At 73.8% G+C, this 17,904-nt stretch carries 15 protein-coding genes; 9 read left to right on the forward strand and 6 right to left on the reverse strand.

Annotated elements, in window-relative coordinates:
* Positions 1-107: 107 nt before the first annotated feature.
* Positions 108-893, reverse strand: coding sequence for a DeoR/GlpR family DNA-binding transcription regulator (locus GA0074704_RS00745; protein WP_088968702.1), 786 nt, complete (start codon positions 891-893; stop codon positions 108-110).
* A gap of 197 nt (positions 894-1,090) precedes the next feature.
* Here GA0074704_RS00745 and GA0074704_RS00750 point away from each other — a divergent pair, with 197 nt between their 5' ends.
* Genes GA0074704_RS00750 through nagA form a run of 3 tightly spaced genes read left to right on the forward strand, consistent with a single transcriptional unit; the run spans position 1,091 to position 4,202 of the window.
* Entirely contained in the window at positions 1,091-2,020 is a 930-nt protein-coding gene (locus tag GA0074704_RS00750; protein WP_088968703.1) for an SIS domain-containing protein, read from the forward strand.
* Between the two features lie 8 nt (positions 2,021-2,028).
* Positions 2,029-3,096 carry an ROK family protein gene (locus GA0074704_RS00755; protein WP_088973358.1) on the forward strand — a complete coding sequence of 356 codons (1,068 nt, stop codon included), beginning with the start codon at positions 2,029-2,031 and terminating at the stop codon, positions 3,094-3,096.
* Positions 3,093-4,202, forward strand: a complete 1,110-nt coding sequence (nagA, locus tag GA0074704_RS00760) for an N-acetylglucosamine-6-phosphate deacetylase (RefSeq protein ID WP_088968704.1) — start codon at positions 3,093-3,095, stop codon at positions 4,200-4,202. Before GA0074704_RS00755 ends, nagA begins: the two co-directional genes overlap by 4 nt.
* Before the next feature lie 294 nt (positions 4,203-4,496).
* Here the strand turns inward: nagA and GA0074704_RS00765 are convergent, their stop codons facing one another.
* A complete protein-coding gene (locus GA0074704_RS00765) occupies positions 4,497-5,762 on the reverse strand; it encodes a DUF4032 domain-containing protein (RefSeq protein ID WP_172880302.1) in 1,266 nt (421 codons plus the stop codon).
* Between GA0074704_RS00765 and GA0074704_RS00770 the strand changes: the two genes are divergently transcribed.
* A complete protein-coding gene (locus tag GA0074704_RS00770) occupies positions 5,751-6,578 on the forward strand; it encodes a phosphatase PAP2 family protein (protein ID WP_172880305.1) in 828 nt (275 codons plus the stop codon). The genes GA0074704_RS00765 and GA0074704_RS00770 overlap by 12 nt on opposite strands.
* A 9-nt stretch (positions 6,579-6,587) precedes the next feature.
* Complete coding sequence (locus tag GA0074704_RS00775) at positions 6,588-7,835, forward strand: APC family permease (RefSeq protein ID WP_088968706.1); 1,248 nt, start codon at positions 6,588-6,590, stop codon at positions 7,833-7,835.
* A gap of 3 nt (positions 7,836-7,838) precedes the next feature.
* On the opposite strand, the gene GA0074704_RS00780 is transcribed toward GA0074704_RS00775, so the two are convergent.
* A complete protein-coding gene (locus GA0074704_RS00780; RefSeq protein WP_088968707.1) occupies positions 7,839-9,614 on the reverse strand; it encodes a potassium channel protein in 1,776 nt (591 codons plus the stop codon).
* A gap of 86 nt (positions 9,615-9,700) precedes the next feature.
* On the opposite strand from GA0074704_RS00780, the gene GA0074704_RS00785 reads away from it, so the two are divergent.
* The 4 genes from GA0074704_RS00785 to GA0074704_RS00800 all read left to right on the forward strand — a co-directional run bounded on the left by GA0074704_RS00785 (position 9,701) and on the right by GA0074704_RS00800 (position 13,711).
* The gene (locus GA0074704_RS00785) at positions 9,701-10,180 is read left to right on the forward strand and encodes an MSMEG_6728 family protein (protein WP_088968708.1); all 480 of its coding nucleotides are present in this window, start codon (positions 9,701-9,703) and stop codon (positions 10,178-10,180) included.
* A 41-nt stretch (positions 10,181-10,221) separates the two neighbouring features.
* A complete protein-coding gene (locus GA0074704_RS00790) occupies positions 10,222-11,748 on the forward strand; it encodes a hydroxysqualene dehydroxylase (protein ID WP_088968709.1) in 1,527 nt (508 codons plus the stop codon).
* A gap of 207 nt (positions 11,749-11,955) precedes the next feature.
* Positions 11,956-13,056: a hypothetical protein gene (locus GA0074704_RS00795; protein ID WP_088968710.1), complete on the forward strand. Its 1,101-nt coding sequence runs from the start codon at positions 11,956-11,958 to the stop codon at positions 13,054-13,056.
* Positions 13,057-13,267: 211 nt separating this feature from the next.
* Positions 13,268-13,711, forward strand: coding sequence for an HNH endonuclease (locus GA0074704_RS00800; RefSeq protein WP_088968711.1), 444 nt, complete (start codon positions 13,268-13,270; stop codon positions 13,709-13,711).
* 74 nt (positions 13,712-13,785) lie between these two features.
* On the opposite strand, the gene GA0074704_RS00805 is transcribed toward GA0074704_RS00800, so the two are convergent.
* The 3 genes from GA0074704_RS00805 to GA0074704_RS00815 form a co-directional block, all read right to left on the reverse strand.
* Entirely contained in the window at positions 13,786-14,367 is a 582-nt protein-coding gene (locus GA0074704_RS00805; RefSeq protein WP_157743564.1) for a hypothetical protein, read from the reverse strand.
* Positions 14,368-14,427: 60 nt separating this feature from the next.
* Complete coding sequence (locus tag GA0074704_RS00810; protein WP_088968713.1) at positions 14,428-15,195, reverse strand: enoyl-CoA hydratase/isomerase family protein; 768 nt, start codon at positions 15,193-15,195, stop codon at positions 14,428-14,430.
* Positions 15,196-15,291: 96 nt separating this feature from the next.
* On the reverse strand, positions 15,292-17,694 hold the full coding sequence (locus GA0074704_RS00815) for a M4 family metallopeptidase (RefSeq protein ID WP_088968714.1): 2,403 nt from the start codon (positions 17,692-17,694) through the stop codon (positions 15,292-15,294).
* Positions 17,695-17,904: the final 210 nt, after the last annotated feature.

Raw genomic sequence — 17,904 nt, forward strand, 5'->3', positions numbered from 1 at the left:
CGCCTCCCCCGATGGTGTGGATGACGCCCGCCACCATACTGGGTATGCAGTGCCCCGCAATACCCGGTATGCATCAGCGGTTCGGCTGTTTTTTTCGCCCCCAGGCGTCAGGCGCAGACGACCTGCACACCGGCGGCGCGGAAGGCCGCGACCACCTCGGGCGCGGCACCGGAGTCGGTCACCAGGGTCTGCACCCGGTCCACCGGGCAGATCCGGGCGAAGGCGTGGCCGCCCAGCTTGGACGAGTCCGCGATGATCACCACCCGCTTGGCCCGGGCCACCATCAGGTTGTTCATCGCCGCCTCCCCCTCGTGGTGGGCGGCGGCGCCGAGCTGCGGGTCTATCGCGTCCACACCGAGCAGGGCGACGTCCAGGGTGACCTCGCGCAGCAGCGCGCCGCCGAGCGGGCCGACCAGCTCGAAGGACTTCGGGCGCACCACCCCGCCGGCCACGACCACCTTCATCCGGGACCGGACCAGCAGCTCGTTGGCGATGTTGAGCGCGTTGGTGACCACGGTCAGCTGGGCGCCCTCGGCGCTGGTGTTCAGGTCGGGGCGGACGGCCAGGGCGCGGGCCACCTCCGTGCTGGTGGTGCCGCCGTTGAGGCCCACCACCGTCCCCGGCGTGACCAGGGCGGCGGCGGCCGCGCCGATCCGCTGCTTCTCGGCCGAGTGCTTGGCCGTCTTGTAGCGCAGCGGAAGGTCGTACGAGACGCCGTTGGCGACCGCGCCACCCCGGGTACGCGTGATCATCTGCTGCTGGGCGAGCTGGTCGAAGTCGCGCCGGATGGTCGCCTGGGAGACGTCCAGTCGCTCCGCGGCCTCCTCGACGGTGACCCGTCCGCTGTCGGTGAGCATCTCGAGCAGGGCGTTCCATCTGGCGTACCGGTCCACCGGGAACCTCCACTGACTCTGCACGAACGGTGATTGATTGCGTGCACAGTAGTGCGCGAAACTCGGAGGGCGCAAAACCCTGTTCTGCGCGATCGAGGGGGTTGTTGCCAGAGTCACCCTGGTTCACGCAGAATAACGCGCGAAAGACGGCTCAAACGAGCCGTAATGCGCAGAACACCCGCCGGCGAGGAGTTCCCATGGCCCACGTGCACGCGGAGATCGCGAGCCAACCCGACTGCTGGCGCGAGGCGGCGAAGCTCGTCGGCTCGGTCGCCGACCGCCTCCCGGCCCGCGGCGAGCGGGTAGCCGTGGTCGGTTGCGGCACGTCGTGGTTCATGGCCATGGCGTACGCGGGACTGCGCGAAGAGGCCGGGCACGGCGAGACCGACGCCTTCCAGGCCAGCGAGTTCCCCACCGGCCGCCGCTACGACCGGCTGGTGGCGATCACCCGCTCCGGCACCACCACCGAGGTGCTGGACCTGATCACCGCGCTGCGCGGCCAGGTGCCCACCACAGTCATCGTCGGTGACCCCGACTCCCCCGCCGTCGCGCTCGCCGACGCCGCCGTCACCCTGCCCTTCGCCGACGAGCGGGCCGTGGTCCAGACCCGCTTCGCCACCACCGCGCTGGCCCTGCTCCGTGCCCAACTCGGGCAGAACGTCGAGGCGCTGGCCGCCGACGCGGAGGTGGCCGTCCGCGCCCCGCTGCCGATCGACCCCACCCGGATCGAGCAGGCCACCTTCCTCGGCCGGGGCTGGACGGTCGGGCTGGCCCAGGAGGCCGCGCTGAAGTGCCGGGAGGCGGCCACCTTCTGGGCCGAGGCGTACCCGGCGATGGACTACCGGCACGGTCCGATCTCGATCGGCGCCCCGGGCCGGCTGGTCTGGGCGTTCGGGCCGCTGCCCGAGGGGCTGCCCGAGGACGTGGCGGCGACCGGGGCGGCGTTCGTGCACAGCCGTACCCACGGCTGCCGCACCGTGCTGACCAGTTGGGCGGCCGGGCGTACCCCGGTCGACCCGATGGCCGACCTGATCCTCGCCCAGCGCTTCGCGGTCGCCCTGGCCACCAGCCGCGGCCTGGACCCGGACGCGCCCCGGCACCTCAGCCGTTCCGTGGTGCTGGCGTGACCGGTGCGGTGACGGCGGCCGACGTCGTCGTCGCGCTGGACGTCGGCGGGACCGGGATGAAATGCGCCCTGGTCCGCCCGGACGGCACCGTGGCGCACACCGAACGGCACCCCACCGGCGCCGGGCGCGGCGCGGCCGCCGTGGTCGAGACGGTGCTGACCGTCGCCGAAGGGCTGACCGAACGGGCCCGCCGCGCCGGGCTCACCCCGGTGGCCTGCGGCGTCGTGGTGCCCGGGGTGGTGGACCCGGCCGCCGGGGTGGCGGTCTGGTCGTCGAACGTCGGCTTCCGGGACGTACCGCTGCGGGACCTGGTCCGGACGCGGACCGGCCTGCCCACGGTGCTCGGCCACGACGTGCGGGCCGGTGGCCTGGCGGAGGCCCGGCTCGGCGCCGGGCGCGGCGCCGGCCACGTCCTCTTCGTGGCGATCGGCACCGGCATCGCCGCCACCCACGTGGTCGACGGCGTCGCGGCCACCGGCGCGCACGGCGCCGCCGGGGAGATCGGCCACATCCTGGTACGCCCCGACGGCCCGCGCTGCGGCTGCGGCCGCCCCGGCTGCCTGGAGGCGGTCGCCTCGGCCTCGGCGATCGCCCGCCGCTACGCCGAACTCGCCGGCCCGGTCGCCGTCGACCCCACCGATGCCGGGAGCGCCGCAGTCGAGCCGACCGGCACTCCGGTGACGGCGGCCGGGGTGGCCGAGCGGGCGGCGGCCGGCGAGCCGCTGGCCGGCCAGGTCTGGCAGGAGGCGGTCGAGGCGCTCGCCGACGGCCTGGCCACCGGGCAGGCGCTCTTCGACGTGACCACGATGGTGCTCGGCGGCGGGCTGGCGCAGGCCGGCCCGCAGCTGTTCGACCCGCTGCGGGTGGCGCTGAAGGAGCGACTCACCTTCCACCGGGAGCCACGGCTCGTGTCGGCGGCCCTCGGCGACGAGGCGGGTTGCCTGGGCGCCGCCCTGCTCGCCCTCGACGCCCGGCCGACCCTCGACACCGCGCCGACCCGCGACGCTGTGCCGGCCCTCGACCACCTGTCGGCCCTCGACGCCGGGCCGGCCCCGAACGACCTGGAGACGGAATGACCCTGCGGGTGAACGGCAAGGTGGTGACCCCGACCGGAGTGATCCGGCAGGGTTGCGTGGAGCTGACCGGCGACCGGATCACCGCCGTCGCCGAGTACCCGTCGGTGCGCGACGGGCACTGGATCGTGCCGGGCTTCGTGGACATGCACACCCACGGCGGTGGCGGCCACACCTTCACCACCGGTGACGCCGAGTCCGCGCGCCGAGCCGCCGCGTTCCACCTCGGGCACGGCACCACCAGCCTGCTGGCCAGCCTGGTCAGCTCCCCGTTCGAGCTGATGCGCCAGGCCACCTCGGCGTTCGCGCCGCTGGTCCGCGAGGGGGTGCTGGCCGGCGTCCACTTCGAAGGGCCGTACCTGTCGGCGGCGCGCTGCGGCGCGCAGAACCCGGAGTTCCTGCGCGACCCGTCCACCGAGGAGCTGGGCGAGCTGGTCGAGCTGGGCGGCGGCGCGGTACGCATGGTCACCCTCGCCCCCGAGCGGGACGGCGCGGAGGAGGCGATCAAGCTGCTCACCGCGCACCGGGTGGTCGCCGCCGTCGGCCACACCGACGCCACGTACGACCAGACCCGCGCCGCGGTGGCGGCCGGCGCGAGCGTCGCCACCCACCTGTTCAACGGCATGCGCCCGCTGCACCACCGCGAGCCCGGCCCGGTGGTGGCGCTGCTGGAGGCGCCGAACGTGGTCTGCGAGCTGGTCGCCGACGGGGTGCACCTGCACGACGGGATGCTGACCTTCGCCACCACCACGGCCGGTCCGGAGCGGGCCGCCCTGATCACCGACGCGATGGCCGCCGCCGGCATGCCCGACGGCGAGTACGAGCTGGGTGGCCAGGCCGTCACCGTGACCGACGGAGTGGCCCGGCTGGCCCGCGACGGCGCGATCGCCGGCAGCACCCTCACCATGGACGCCGCCCTGCGGCACGCCGTCACGGCGGGCATCCCGATCGCTGACGCCGTCCGGATGGTGGCCACCACCCCGGCCCGGGCGATCGGCCTCGGCGACCGGGTCGGTGCGCTCCAGGTGGGTCTCCGCGCCGACCTGGTGGTCCTCGACGACGACCTGAACGTGGTCCGGGTGATGCGCGGCGGCGCCTGGGTGGAGTGACCCGACCCCGTCCCGGCCTGGCCCGGCGTGGCCCGACCCTGGCCTGGCCCCGACCGCGTACGTGACGGCCCGACCCTCTCCCAGCGCGCTACAGACTTGAGAGCACCAACGACTCAGGCTTTGGCACGGCGTCCGGCACCCGACGGCGCGACGGACAGGCCGTGGCGGTCTGAGTCGCCTGCGCTCTCAAGTCTGTAGGGCGGCGAAGCCACTCCCCGGAGGCGAGCCGCCGCGGAAGCGCGCGGGTGAGCAACCAGCGAAGCGACCAGTGGGCAGCCCGCGAGAGGGAAGCCGTCAGCCGACGGTGGGGACCTCGACGCCGAGGACGGCCTGCTCGTCGGGGCGGTGCACCAGCACCTCGGAGAGGAACGACTGCACGGCGGGGCCCATCCCCAGATCCCGGCCGGCCCGCTCGGAGAGCAGCCACTTGTGCTCGATGATCTGCGCGAAGAGCTCCTGCGGCTCCAGCTTGCGGCGCAGGTGCGCCGGCACCGCCCGGACCACCGGCTCGAACACCTCGGTCAGCCAGCGGTGCGCCGCCTGCTGCTCGTCGGTCAGGTCGCTCTCCACCCGGTACGCGTCCAGGTCGTTGAGGAGCCGGCGGGCCTGGTTCTCCTCGGCGTCCAGGCCGGTCAGCCGGAGCAGCCGCCGGGTGTGGTAGCCGGCGTCGACCACCTTGGGACGGATCAGGTAACGCCCGTTGTCGACCGTCGACATGGCCACCTCGGCCACGTCGAAGCCCAGGTCGTTGAGGCGGCGGATCCGGCCCTCGACGTCGTGCCGGGCCTCCCGCTCGATCTGCTGCTCGTAGGTGATCTCGTGCCAGAGCCGCTCGTAGCGCTGCACGACCTCCTCGCAGACCACCTCCGGGTCGATCGACTCGTGCAGCAGCCCGGCGGCCTGGAGGTCCAGCGCCTCGCCGAAGATGTTCACCCGGGCGATCTCCAGGTCCTCGCCGCGCTGCCCGTTGGAGAGGGAGTTGTACAACGCTCCCGTCTCGGCGTCCACCAGATAGGCGGCGAACGCCCCGGCGTCCCGCCGGAACAGGGTGTTGGACAGCGAGCAGTCACCCCAGAAGAAGCCGGTCAGGTGCATCCGCACCAGCAGCGCGGCCAGCGCGTCGAGCAGCCGGCCCATGGTCTCCGGGCGCAGCGTGTGCGAGAAGAGCGCCCGGTAGGGCAGCGAGAACTGGAGGTGCCGGGTGATGAGCACCGACTCCAGCGGCTCCCCGTCGTCGGTCTGCCGGTCGGCGACGATCGCCACCCCCTCCACCGAGGGGAAGTCGATCCGCTCCAGCGCCCGCAGCAGGTCGTACTCCCGCTCGGCGATCCGCTCCCGGGTCTCCTTGAACGCGTACACGAAGTCGCCGAGCCGGACGAACCGGACGATGTGCCGGGAGATGCCCTGGGGCAGGGCCACCAAATGCTGGGCAGGCCACTCCTCCAGCGGGGTCGACCACGGAAGGTCGAGCAGCGCCGGGTCCACGAGGGCAGAGGTGATCCGCACGGGGACAAGTGTGACGGCTGTCCCCGCCGAACGCTTCCCTTCGTGGTTCGGCACACAGCCACCGAAGCCGTGCCGTCGCCGCCGGCCGGTAGCGTGGTCCGGGTGCGGGAGCCCACGACGGTACGACGGAACGTCCGACTCCGGGCGGTCCGCCCGCCCGGTTGGTGGCCCGACGCGCTGCTGATCGTCGTCCTCGTCGCGCTCACCGTCGCGCTCGCCGCCCACCAGCTCTTCGGGATCGACCGGGCGGTCGCCGACTGGGCGGACGCGCACCGGCCCACGGCCGCCCGGTGGACCGCGATGACCCTGAACTACCTGGGCCAGGGCACCCCGCTGACGCTGATCGCCGCGGGCCTCGGCGTGCTGCTGGCCGTCCGGCTGCGCTCGGTGCGCCCGCTACTGCCCCCGGTCACCGCGTTCGTGCTCACCTACCTCACCATCGGCCCGCTCAAGGTGTGGACCGCCCGGCCGGCGCCCAGCGCCAGCAGCAAGGAACCCTTCCTGCCGCCGGAGCGGACGCTGCCGCTGTTCCAGCACGACCTGCCGGTCAGCTACGCCCAGTCGTACCCGTCGGGGCACGTCGCCAACGCCATCGTCTGGTACGGCGTGATCGCCCTGCTGCTGGCGCCCCTGCTGGCCACCTACGGCCGCCGGATGCCACCGGGGGTGGTCACCGGAATCCGGGTGGTGCCGCCGCTGGTGGTCTTCTGCACCACCATATACCTCGGCTGGCACTGGTTGACCGACTCGGTGGCCGGCCTGGCCCTCGGCTTCCTGCTCGACCGGTTGCTGCGCCGAATGCCCTGGGACGACCTGCCGTTGCCCGGCCGGCTGCGCGAACACGACCGGCCGTTCATGTCGTACCCCTAGGGTTGCCCTGTGGATCGACTCGCGCGCCGGTTGGGCCTGGCCGACGCGGTGGTCATCGGGCTCGGTTCCATGCTCGGCGCGGGGGTCTTCGTGGTCTTCGCCCCGGCCGCGGCGGCGGCCGGTGGCGGCGGGCTGCTGCTCGCGGTGGCCGTGGCCGGCTTCGTCGCCTTCTGCAACGCGACCAGCTCCGCGCGGCTGGCCGCCCGCTACCCCGAGTCCGGCGGCACCTACGTGTACGGCCGGGAAAGACTCAGCCCGTTCGCCGGTTTCCTCGCCGGTTGGGGCTTCGTGGTCGGCAAGACGGCGAGCTGCGCGGCGATGGCGCTGACCATCGGCGCGTACGCCTGGCCGGGGCGGGCCCGGGAGGTGGCGGCGGCGGCCGTGGTGGCGGTGACCGCGGTGAACGTGCGCGGCATCGGAAGGACCGCGCTCGCCACCCGCGTCTTGGTGACGGTGACGCTCACCGTGCTGGCCGTCGTCGCGGTGACCGGCGCGCCGCACGTCGCCGTGGACCAGCTGGACGGGCTCGCCCGGACCGGCGACCGGGGGGTGCTCACCGCCGCCGGGCTGCTCTTCTTCGCCTTCGCCGGGTACGCCCGGATCGCCACCCTGGGCGAGGAGGTACGCGAGCCGGAGCGGACCATCCCCCGGGCGGTGCCGCTGGCGCTGGGCATCGTGCTGGCGATCTATCTGACCCTGGCCGTGGTCGCCCTCGGGGTGCTCGGCGAGCAGCGGCTGGCCGCCGCCAGCGCCCCGCTGGCCGAGGTGGTCACCGCCGCCGGGCTGCCCGGCCTGGCCTGGCTGGTCCGGGCCGGCGCCACCGTGGCCGTGGTCGGGGTGCTGCTCTCCCTGCTGGCCGGGGTGGGCCGGACCACCCTGGCGATGGCCCGCCGCCGCGACCTGCCCGGGGCGCTGGCCGCCGTGCACCCCCGGTACCAGGTGCCGCACCGGGCGGAGCTGGCGGTGGCCGCCGTGGTGATCGTGGTGGTGGCGCTCGGCGACGTACGCGGCGCGATCGGCTTCTCCAGCTGCACGGTGCTGGTCTACTACGCGATCGCCAACGCCTCGGCGCTCACTTTGGGCCGGGAGCCGGGCCGGAAGCTGCCGGTGCAGCTGCTCGCGGCGCTGGGGCTGGTCGGTTGCGTGGCGCTGGCGGTCAGCCTGCCGGTGAGCAGCACGCTCGCCGGGTTCGCCGTGCTCGCCCTCGGCACGGCCGGGTACGCCCTGCGCCACCGCCTGCGCCCCACCACCCGCTGACCCTCACTCGGGCGCCTCCCGAGGCGCCGGCGGGACGGGCGGCGGCAGCGGAGTGGTCTCCCGGAGCAGGGCGCTCAGCCCGGCCCGGCGGGCCACCACGGTCAGCCGGTCCCCCGCCTGGATCACCACCCGCGGATCGGTGGACCAGTCGGCCTTGCGGCCGGGGCGGCTGTGGGCGAGCAGGCGTACCTCCCCGGGGCGGGCGACCGCGGCGAGCGGGCGGCCGTCCAGCGGTGAGCCGGCCACCACCGGCACCTCGGTGACCAGCAACGCGTGCCGGCCGACCGGGATGGTGGCGACCACCGCGCGGTCCAGCAGCGCCACCGCGAAGGCCGGCGCGGCCAGGTACGACACGCTGCGGGAGATGCCGATGCCGAAGGCCTTCTGGATCCGTTCGGCGAAGTCGCCGTCGAAGAGCCGCAGCACCACCGGCAGGTCGGCGTCGATGGCGCGGGCGTTCAGCGCGGCGCGCAGGTTGGTGCCGTCGTCGGTGGAGACCACCACCAGCGCCTGGCAGGTGGCCACGGAGGCCGCGCGCAGCGTCTCCTCCAACCCGGCGTCGCCGACGATCAACGGAACGCCGAGCCGGTGGGCCAGCGCCGCGCCCCGGGCGTCCGGGTCGCGGTCGATGGCCACCACCTCGACGCCGAAGTCGTGCAGCTGGGCCATCACCCGGGTGCCGATGTTGCCCAGGCCGACCACCACCACGTGGCCGGTCCGGTCCGGTTGGATCCGGCCGGAGTGCAGCGCCAGCCGGGCGTTGACGATGCCGTCGACCACCGCGGCGGTGATCAGTGGGATCAGCGCCAGTCCGGCCAGGTTGAGCACCACCTGCATCACCTGGGCGGCGACCGGCTTGGCCAGGTCCGGGTCCTGGCCGCTGAGCGTGGTGACCAGGGTGAGATAGAGCGCGTCGGCCCAGTCGACGTGCGCGGCCCGGGCGTTGAGCCAGCCCAGGGTGGCGATCACCCCGAGCAGCAGCAGCACGGCGATGCCGATCTTGCGGGTGGCGAAACTGCGTACCGCCCGGACCAGCACGGCGAACGGCCGCCGGCGGCGCCGGGCCCGGACCAGGCGGCGGGCCGCCAGCTCGGTGCCGGCCGGCTGGCCGGTCGCCTCGGCGAGCACCACGTCGGCGGACTCCTCGTCCGCCGGCAGGACCCGGATCAGGTCGGGGTCCGTGGTGACGGCCAGGCCGCAGACGACGTCGTCGGGGCGTACGTCGGCGCGCCGGGCCACGTAGAGGGTGCGGCCGGCGTGCCGGAAGTGGGTGGGGGCGACCTCACCGAGGGCGGCGGCCACGAAGGCCGGCGCGGCCATCGAGGCGTCGGAGAGGACCGCCGAGTCGGGGAAGAGCTGCCGCAGGCCGTTGGCGAGGCTGGTGTTGAACATGCGTACCACCAGGCGCAGCCGGGGTTCGACCTCCTGGGCGCAGAGCGTGGCGTGCATGTTGCCCACGTCGTCCTGGCGCAGCAGGGCCAGGCCGTCCGCCCCGGCCAGCCCGGCCCGGCGGAAGGTGGACTCGTCGAGCCGGTCGGCCCGGACCACCTCGATGCCCTGGAGGTCCCGCCCGTCCGGCCCCTCCGAGCGGCGGCGCTCCGGCACCACCAGGGTGACCCGGATCCGGCCGGCGGACGAACCGCTGCCGAGCAGCGCCCGGACCACCCAGTAGGCCAGCGGGTCGGAACCGCAGACCACGTAGTGCGGGCGGGGGTCGCCGTTGCCACGCAGCCGCCAGCCGGTCGCGCGGCGGGCCCGGTCGCGCAGGGGTTCGGCCATGCCCGGATGGTAGTCAGCCGCTCGCGGTACGCGCAGCCCCCGCGATCATGACGCATGTCCCCCGGCACGGCGGGTAGATCACCGCCATGCAGACGTTCCTCCCGTACCCGGACTTCCTGGCCAGCGCCCGGACGCTGGACCAGAAGCGGCTGGGCAAGCAACGGGTGGAGACCATCCAGGTGCTGCGCGGGTTGACCCGGCCGGACTACGGCTGGCGCAACCATCCGGCGGTGAAGATGTGGGCCGGCTACGAGGAGGCGCTGGTCCGGTACGGGTTGGACGTCTGCGCGGTCTGGTCCGAGCCGGGCCGGGCGGACACCTGCGCCGCCACCATGACCACCGACCTGGCCACCGCCTGCGGCCTGACCCGGATCCGCGGCCAGGCCGAGCTGGCCGAGGCCGGTGAGCTGCCGCCCTGGCTGGGTCGCGAGGACCTGCACCTGAGCCACCGGTCGTCGCTGGTCCGCAAGGCGCCCGAGCACTACCGGCCGCTGTTCGGTGACGTCCCGCCCGACGTGGAGTACGTCTGGCCCGCCTCCGACCGCCCCCGCCGCTGCCTGCCCTGAGGTGCGGCAGACTGGTGGCTCGGTCGGGTGGAAGGGTGCACATGACGCTGTCCCAGGTGGTCGGTCGGCTCATCGGCGTACGGGAGCGGGTGGTGGACCCGGGCGGTGGTGGCGCCCCCCGGGTGCCGCACCCGGTGGAGGCGGTGGTGGTCGGCGGTGGCATCGCCGGCATGTCGGCGGCGGTGGTGCTGGTCGAGCGGGGCGTCCGGGTGACGGTGCTGGAGGCGGCGCCCACCCTCGGCGGTCGGCTCGGCGCGTGGCCGGCGGCGCTGCCCGACGGCGACCAGATGAACGAGCACGGCTTCCACGCGTTCTTCCGGCAGTACTACAACTGGCGCTCCATTCTGCGCCGGGTCGACCCGAAGCTGGGCTTCCTCAAGCCGATCCCCGGCTATCCGATCCTGTCCGGGCAGTGGCCGACCGAGGAGTTCGGCAAGCTGCCGCCGGCGCCGCCGTTCAACCTGCTGGCGCTGCTGCTGCGCAGTCCCAGCCTGCGCCTGGCCGACCTGCGGTCGATGGACCGGGACGCCGCGCTGCCGCTGCTCACCTACCACCCCGAACGCACGTACGCCGAGTTCGACGACACCACCGCGGACGAGCTGCTCACCTCGCTGCGGCTGCCGGACCGGGCGCGGGCGATGCTCTTCGAGGTCTTCTCCCACTCGTTCTTCAACCACGAGGCGGAGATGTCGGCGGCGGAGATGATCGCCCAGTTCCACTTCTATCTGCTGGGCAACCCGGAGGGGCTGGCCTTCGACTGCCCGGACGAGGACTACGCCACGGCGATCTGGGGGCCGCTGCGCCGGCACGTCGAGGCGCACGGCGGCCGGGTGCTGACCGGCGCCCCGGCCACCCGGCTGGACCGCACCCCCGGCGGCTGGCAGGTGACCACCGGCGACGGCACGTCGTACCCGGCCGGGCACGTGGTGCTCGCCGTCGACCCGCCCGCGCTGGCCCGGCTGGTCGGCGCCTCGCCGGTGCTCGCCGGGGCCACGCCGCAGCTGGTGGAGCGGATGTCCGCGTTCGGCACGGCCGGTCCGCCGTACGCGGTGGCCCGGTACTGGATGGACGGGGACGTCCGCTCCGACCGGGCGGTGTTCAGCGGGGTGTCCCGGCAGGCCACCCTCGACTCGGTGACCCTCTACCACCGGCTGGAGAACGAGTCCCGCCGCTGGGCCGAGCGCACCGGTGGCTCGGTGGTGGAGCTGCACGCGTACGCCTGCGAGCCGGACGTGCCGGCCGAGGAGCTGGCCGAACGGATGCGGGCCGAGCTGGTCGGGCTCTGGCCGGAGGTGGCGGAGCTGCGGGTCCGCGAGCTGCGCGCCCGGGTGGAGGCGCAGGCGCCGGCGTTCACGCCGGGCAGCGACGGCTGGCGACCGGGGGTACGCACCGAGGCCGACGGGCTCTATCTGGCCGGCGACGGCATCCGCACGGAGTTCCCGAGCGCGCTGATGGAACGCTCGGCGGCCACCGGGATCGTGGCGGCCAACCACATCCTGCGCGCCGAGGGCGGCGCCGCGGAGCCGGTCCGCTCCATCCGTCCCCGGGGCCTGCTCGCCCGCCGCTGAGCCCGCCCGCCCGGTCGGGCCTCGCACCAGTCGGCGGCGCATCACTCTTTCGAGCGCGATACCTCAGAGTCATTTTGATACCTCTGAGGTATCGCGCTCGTTCCCTCGTTGCCCCTCGACCATATACCGGTTTGGTTACAATTATCCGGATCGGTGTGATGGTGCCCGCCCGGACAGAGCGGGCGGCCGGTCAGGTGAGGGAGGTCCGTGCAGCCAGCCGATCAGCTGCGGTGGGAGGCCCCGTCCGACGACGACCGGGGCGGCCACGAGCGACCCGCCGTGGTGACCGCGCTGCACCTGGGCTGGTGGCTGGCCGACGCCTTCCACACCGTGCTGCACCCGTACGCCTGGTCGCCCGAGGGCGGGGACGGCTCGCCGCCGGAGCCGCCCCGCAAGCTGGCGAACTTCACCGAGATGCCGGTGGCCGGCCGGCTGCGGATGTATCTCGACGGCGTGGACGTCGCACTGGCCCGGATCGCCGCGTCGACCGCCGACGGTCGGCCGCAGCCGAGCACGTCGGCGGCGCGGTCCCGGCTCGACCGGGCCGGACCGCCGTGGGCCGAGGACGCCGCGGAACTGCTGTCGGCGCTCGACGAGCTGAACATGGACGTGCTGCGCTGGACGATGGCGACCGACCACCGGGTGGGGCTGGCGTACCGGCTGGGCCGGTCGCTGGCCGACACCGTCCGCAACTGCGAGCTGGAGCCGCTGACGCCACGCTTCAACGGGCGGCAGGCGCAGCTCTCCCGCTGGCTGCGGACGCTGGCCAGCGCGCTGCCGCCGTTCTCCGCCGAGGTGGTCCGCGGCTCCCTGGCCGCCTGGACGACGGCCGTCGACGCCGCAACCTCCGCCGGGCCGCCCGGCACGCCGACCGTCCGGGAGCTGGCCACCGCCGTACGCGATCAGGGCGAGCTGTGGCGCGGCGTACTCACCGGTGAGCTGGACCCCCGCGACCTGCTCGACGAGGACGACTACGCCGTGGTGGCACGGCGCCTGGTCATCCGGGACCGGCGGCTGGTCACGGAGGCGGTCCGCGGCATCTTCCGGCCGGTGCTGGTCCCGCTGCTGGCCGCCCTGCTCGCCGTGGTCGGGGTGAGCGCCCTGGCGGCCAGCGGCTCGCCCACCACCCGGGCCGCGATCGCGCTGGTCGGCCTGGGCGGCGGCCTCGCCGCGATCTGGCGGTCGGTCTCCCGACCCGCGCTCGCCGTCGCCGGCCAGGTCAACCGCCCGCTGCTGGACGCCGAACTGATCGTCCAGATGGTCGACCGGGTGACCGAACCGCTGTGGCGGGCCGGGGCGCGACGGTAGCCCGGACCACGACGAACCGGGCCGGCCGCGATCGCATCGAAATGCGTTGCCGCCCCTCCCGGCCACGCCTACCGTGATCACGCAGGCCAGCCGACGTGTCGAGCCGCCCGGACCAGCGCGTCCCCGGGCGGCTCGTTGCTACCCGGGACCGGCCCGCCCGTCCCGCCGCCGACCGGCGCCGGGGCGCCACCGCCAGCGAAGGGAGAGCCCGGTGGACGCCGTCCTCGTCATCAACGCCGACCTCGGCCCGCTGCACCGGGTCACCGTCCAACACGCCATCCGGATGATCTGCCGTCGGGTCGCCGAGATCCACGAGGCGGAGCCGGACCGGGTGATCGGCGTCTACCCGATGCCCCGGGTGGTCCGCCTGGTCCGGTACGTGGTCACCCGCTGGCGGTTCAGCGCCGGACCGGGCTGGTCGCGGGCCGGGGTGCTGCGCCGCGACGGCCACCGTTGCGCCTACTGCGGGGCCCTCGCCACCACCGTGGACCACGTGCTCCCCCGCTCCCGGGGCGGGCGCAACACCTGGAAGAACACCACGGCCGCCTGTTACGGCTGCAACCAGCGCAAGGGTGACCGGACCCCGGCCGAGGCGGGCATGCCGCTGCGCCGGGAGCCGGCGACGCCGAGCTGGGTGGCGCTGGTCGGGCGCTGACCGGGACCGGCCGGCGGGCACAGGGGGCCGCGTCGGAGGTACGCCTCCGGCGCGGCGCCCGCCGGCCCTCTTACTCAGTCCACGGAGTCCGCCGGGTGCGCCGCCAGGAACGCCTCGGCCCGGCGGGCGTCCCGGAGGACCGAGATCGCGGCGACGACGAAGATCGCCGCCATCGCCAGCGTCAACGCCAGCCAGAACCAGGAGTACCTGGACAGCGCCTGCCCGCCGAAGACCAGCATCAGGCAGACGAACACCCAGATCAGCCAGCGGTTGGCGGCCATCTGCCCGGCGACGTTCCGCAGCACCGCCGGGTCCTCCCCGGCCGCGGGCTCGTTGCGGCGGATCTTCCGGGCCAGCTCCCGGCGGCGCGACCAGCTCAACGCCCAGAGCCGGGACTCCCGGTTGGCCTTGAGCCGGCCGCTGCGGTGGCCGTACACCAGCAGGCCGACGTCACCGAGCAGCCCGAGCGCCACCATGCCCAGACCCAGGTTCTCCGCCCAGCCGGGCGGGTCTCCCCGCCAGCCCGGCAGCTCGTCCCCGCCGGTGACCGCCCCGATGACGAACCCGAGGATCGCCGCCACCAGTCCCGCGCCGATCAGCAGCAACCGGAACCGCCGCCGCCCGCGGGTTATCCGCCCCTGTTCACTGTCGTCCATGATGGACCCCCGTTCGTCGACGGCGGACGTACCCATCGACGGGGGTCGGGCAAACGGCGGTCAGTGCCGGCCGGGCGGCGCCCAGCCGAAGCGCGGCGGCCGGCGCTCGTTGGCCGCCGCCACCCCCTCGCGGGCCTCGCCGCTGGCCCGGACCTGCCCGTGCCACCAGGCGATCCGGGCGTCGTCGGCCCGGTCGTCGACGATCTCCTTCGCGGCGGCCACGGTGAGCTGCGAGCGGACCGCGACGGCGGCGGTGATCCCGTCGACCCGCTCGGCGAGGCGGTCCGGCGGCAGCAGCTCGTCGACCAGGCCGGTCCGCAGCGCCCGGTCCGCGTCGATCAGCTCGCCGGTGAAGAGCAGGTACTTGGCGGTGGCCGGGCCGACCAGCCGGGCCAGCCGCCGGGTGGTCGGCGCCGGATAGACCAGCCCCAGCCGGGCCGGCGGTACGCCAAACCGGGCCCCCTCGGCTGCGATCCGCAGGTCGCAGGCGACGGCGAGCTGGCAGCCGCCGCCCACGCAGGCCCCCTCGATCGCGGCGACGGTGGGCTTGGCGAAGCCGGCCAGCCGCTCCTCGGCGGTCACCGCGATGCTCGCGTCACCGGCGTCCAGCAGCTCGTCCAGGTCACCGAGGTCGGCGCCGGCGCAGAAGGTGCCGCCCGCGCCGGTGAGCACCAGGGCCCGGACCGCCGGGTCGGCCTCCAGGCCGTCCAGCAGGACCGGCAGCTGCCGCCACATCGCGGCGGTCATCGCGTTGCGCCGGGCCGGGTTGTGGATGGTCACCGTCGCCACCGGCCCGGTCACCGTGACGGTCAGTTCCGCGTCCGACATGCGCTCTCCCTGGTTGGTCCCGGGCCCGACCATAACGGCGCGGGCCCGACGACCACCCGGGTGGGTGGCCGCCGGGCCCGCCGGCACCGGGTCAGGTCAGGAGACGTTGACCGCGGTGTCGTCGACCACGAAGGACGTCTGCAGCGAGGCGTCCTCGGTGCCGGTGAACTTCAGGGTGACGGTCTGGCCGGCGTACGAGGCCAGCGAGAACGACCGCAGGGTGTACCCGGTGGCCTTGTTCAGGTTCGAGTAGGTCGCCAGGGTCGCCAGCACCGTGCCGGACGAGTTGAGCACCTGCACCTTCAGCGTGTCGTACGCGACGCTGGAGGTCGTCTCGGCCGTGTCGATGTGCAGGTAGAAGGAGAAGTTGTACGAGCTGCAACCGGACGGCAGGCTCACCGCCTGGGACAGCGTGTCGGTGTGGGTGCTGCCGTACCCGTCCAGCCAGCCCTTGTACGAGCCGGTGCGGGCCGGCTGGCTGGCCGAGCTGGTGATGACGCCCGAGGTGGCCGACCAGACCGTGTTGCCGGACTCGAAGCCGGGGTTGCCCAGCTTCTGGCCGGCGCCGGTGCAGCCACCGCCGGTGCCGTTGACGGTCAGCGTGTAGGTGGCCGTGTGGGTCACCGCGCCGGTGCCGGTGACGGTCACCGAGTAGGTGCCGGCCGGGGTGGCCGACGAGGTGGTGATGGTGAGGGTGGACGAGCCGCCCGAGGTCACCGAGGTCGGGTTGAACGACGCGCTCGCGCCGCTCGGCAGGCCGGACGCGGAGAGCGACACGGTCTGCGCGGTGCCCGCGGTGGTCGCGGTCGACACGGTGCTGGAGACGGAACCGCCCGCGGTCACCGAGCCGGAGGTCGGGGAGAGCGAGACGGAGAAGTCGTTGCCGGTCGACGAGCAGGGCGCGTCGGAGCCGGAGACCGCGACGGCGGTCCAGGCGGCCTGGACCGCCTTGTACTCGGCGGAGCAGTTGCCGTAGAGGTCGGTCGCCGCCCGCAGGGAGTACGCCCGGGCGGTGTTCGACGGGGTGGTGTTGTTGACGTACGACGTGTTGGAGGTGAAGTACACGTCGAGCGCCCGGAACCAGATCTTCTCGGCCTTGGCGCGGCCGATGCCGGTCACCGCCGGGGCGGAGCCGCAGACCGGCGAGGTGCCGTACGAGGTGGCGCCGGTGCCCTCGGCCAGGTTGAAGAAGAAGTGGTTGGCCGGGCCGGACGAGTAGTGCACGTCCTTGTTCTTGGTGCTGGTGGTCCAGCAGCTGTCGGACGAGCCGTCCAGCGAGGGGTTGTACATGTAGCGCAGCGGCGTGCCGTTGCCGTTGATGTTGATCTTCTCGCCGACCTGGTAGTCGCCCGGGTCGCTCGGCGCGTTGGCGTAGAACTCCACCATGTTGCCGAAGATGTCGCTGGTGGCCTCGTTGAGGCCGCCGGACTCACCGGAGTAGGTGAGGCCGCCGGGGACCACGTTCTCGGTGACGCCGTGGCTCATCTCGTGACCGGCCACGTCGAGCGAGACCAGCGGCTTGGCGTTGCTGGAGCCGTCGCCGTAGGTCATCTGGGAGCCGTCCCAGAAGGCGTTGACGTAGTTGCTGCCGTAGTGCACCCGGCTGGGGACGCCGGTGCCGTTGCCGAAGATGCCGTTGCGGCCGTGGACGTTCTTGTAGTAGTCGAACGTCTTGGCGGCGCCGAAGTGCGCGTCCACCGCGGCGGACTGCCGGTTGGAGTTGCTGCCGGTGCCCCAGGTGTTGTCCGCGTCGGTGAAGGTGGTGCAGGTGCCCGAGGTGGTGTTGTTCATGTCGCAGGTGCGGCCGTTGCCGTGCGACGGGTCCACCATCGAGTAGGTGCTGCCCGACAGCGTGGTGTCGATGCTGACCGTGCCGGTGTAGATGCCGTTGCCGGTGCCGGCGACCGACTCGATCTCGTCGTACGAGCCGACCACCTTGCCGGTGACGGCGTCGGTGATCACGTGCAGCTTCGACGGGGTCTGCTTGTCGGCCTTGAAGCCCGTGGCGACGGTCTCCCAGGCCAGCCGGCCCTTGCCGGAGCTGGCGTCGACGAAGAGCTCCGGGGCGCCCACGGCGGCGAGCGAACCCTTGAAGGTCTTCCGGGCGGTCTCCTTGGCGGCGGCCGAGGTGACCTTGGCGGCGGTGGCGAGGGTCAGCGGGGCGGCCAGACCGACCGAGGTGCCGGCGTACGCGCCGTTGGGGGCGGTGTGGATGACGAAGTCACCGCCGTAGACGCGCAGGCCGTGGTAGGTCCGGGTGTAGCGGGTGTGCGCCGCACCGTTCGCGTCCACCTTCGTCCGGTACGCCTGGTAGGCCTCACCGCTGGTGCCCTGGACGGCACCGGGGTTGCTGGCGAGGAGGCTCTCAGCGCGTGCTGCGGCGGACGGGGCGGGAGCGGGGGTGCTCGGGGTTGCCGCTTGCGCCGCGGGGGTGGCGACGCAGGTCAGCACGCCACTGGTGAGCAGCGCTGCACTGACGGCGGCGAGGGGTCTTTTCACGTGCCCTCCTGAAGGGGGGAAGGTGTGACGGGGGTAGTCACGCATGTAGATATACTGATACACCGACGAAAAGAGAAGAGGGGGGAGCACTTCTGGTCGGCGACAGTGGCCGTTCGTACGAGGCGGCCCAGGTTGGCGGGAACCGAGGGGCGTCGCCACACGTCCGACGAGGCATGACACCAGCCCCGAGGACAGTTGTCAAGATCGCTG

This window comes from Micromonospora siamensis (assembly GCF_900090305.1).
GTDB classification, from domain to species: Bacteria; Actinomycetota; Actinomycetes; order Mycobacteriales; family Micromonosporaceae; genus Micromonospora; species Micromonospora siamensis.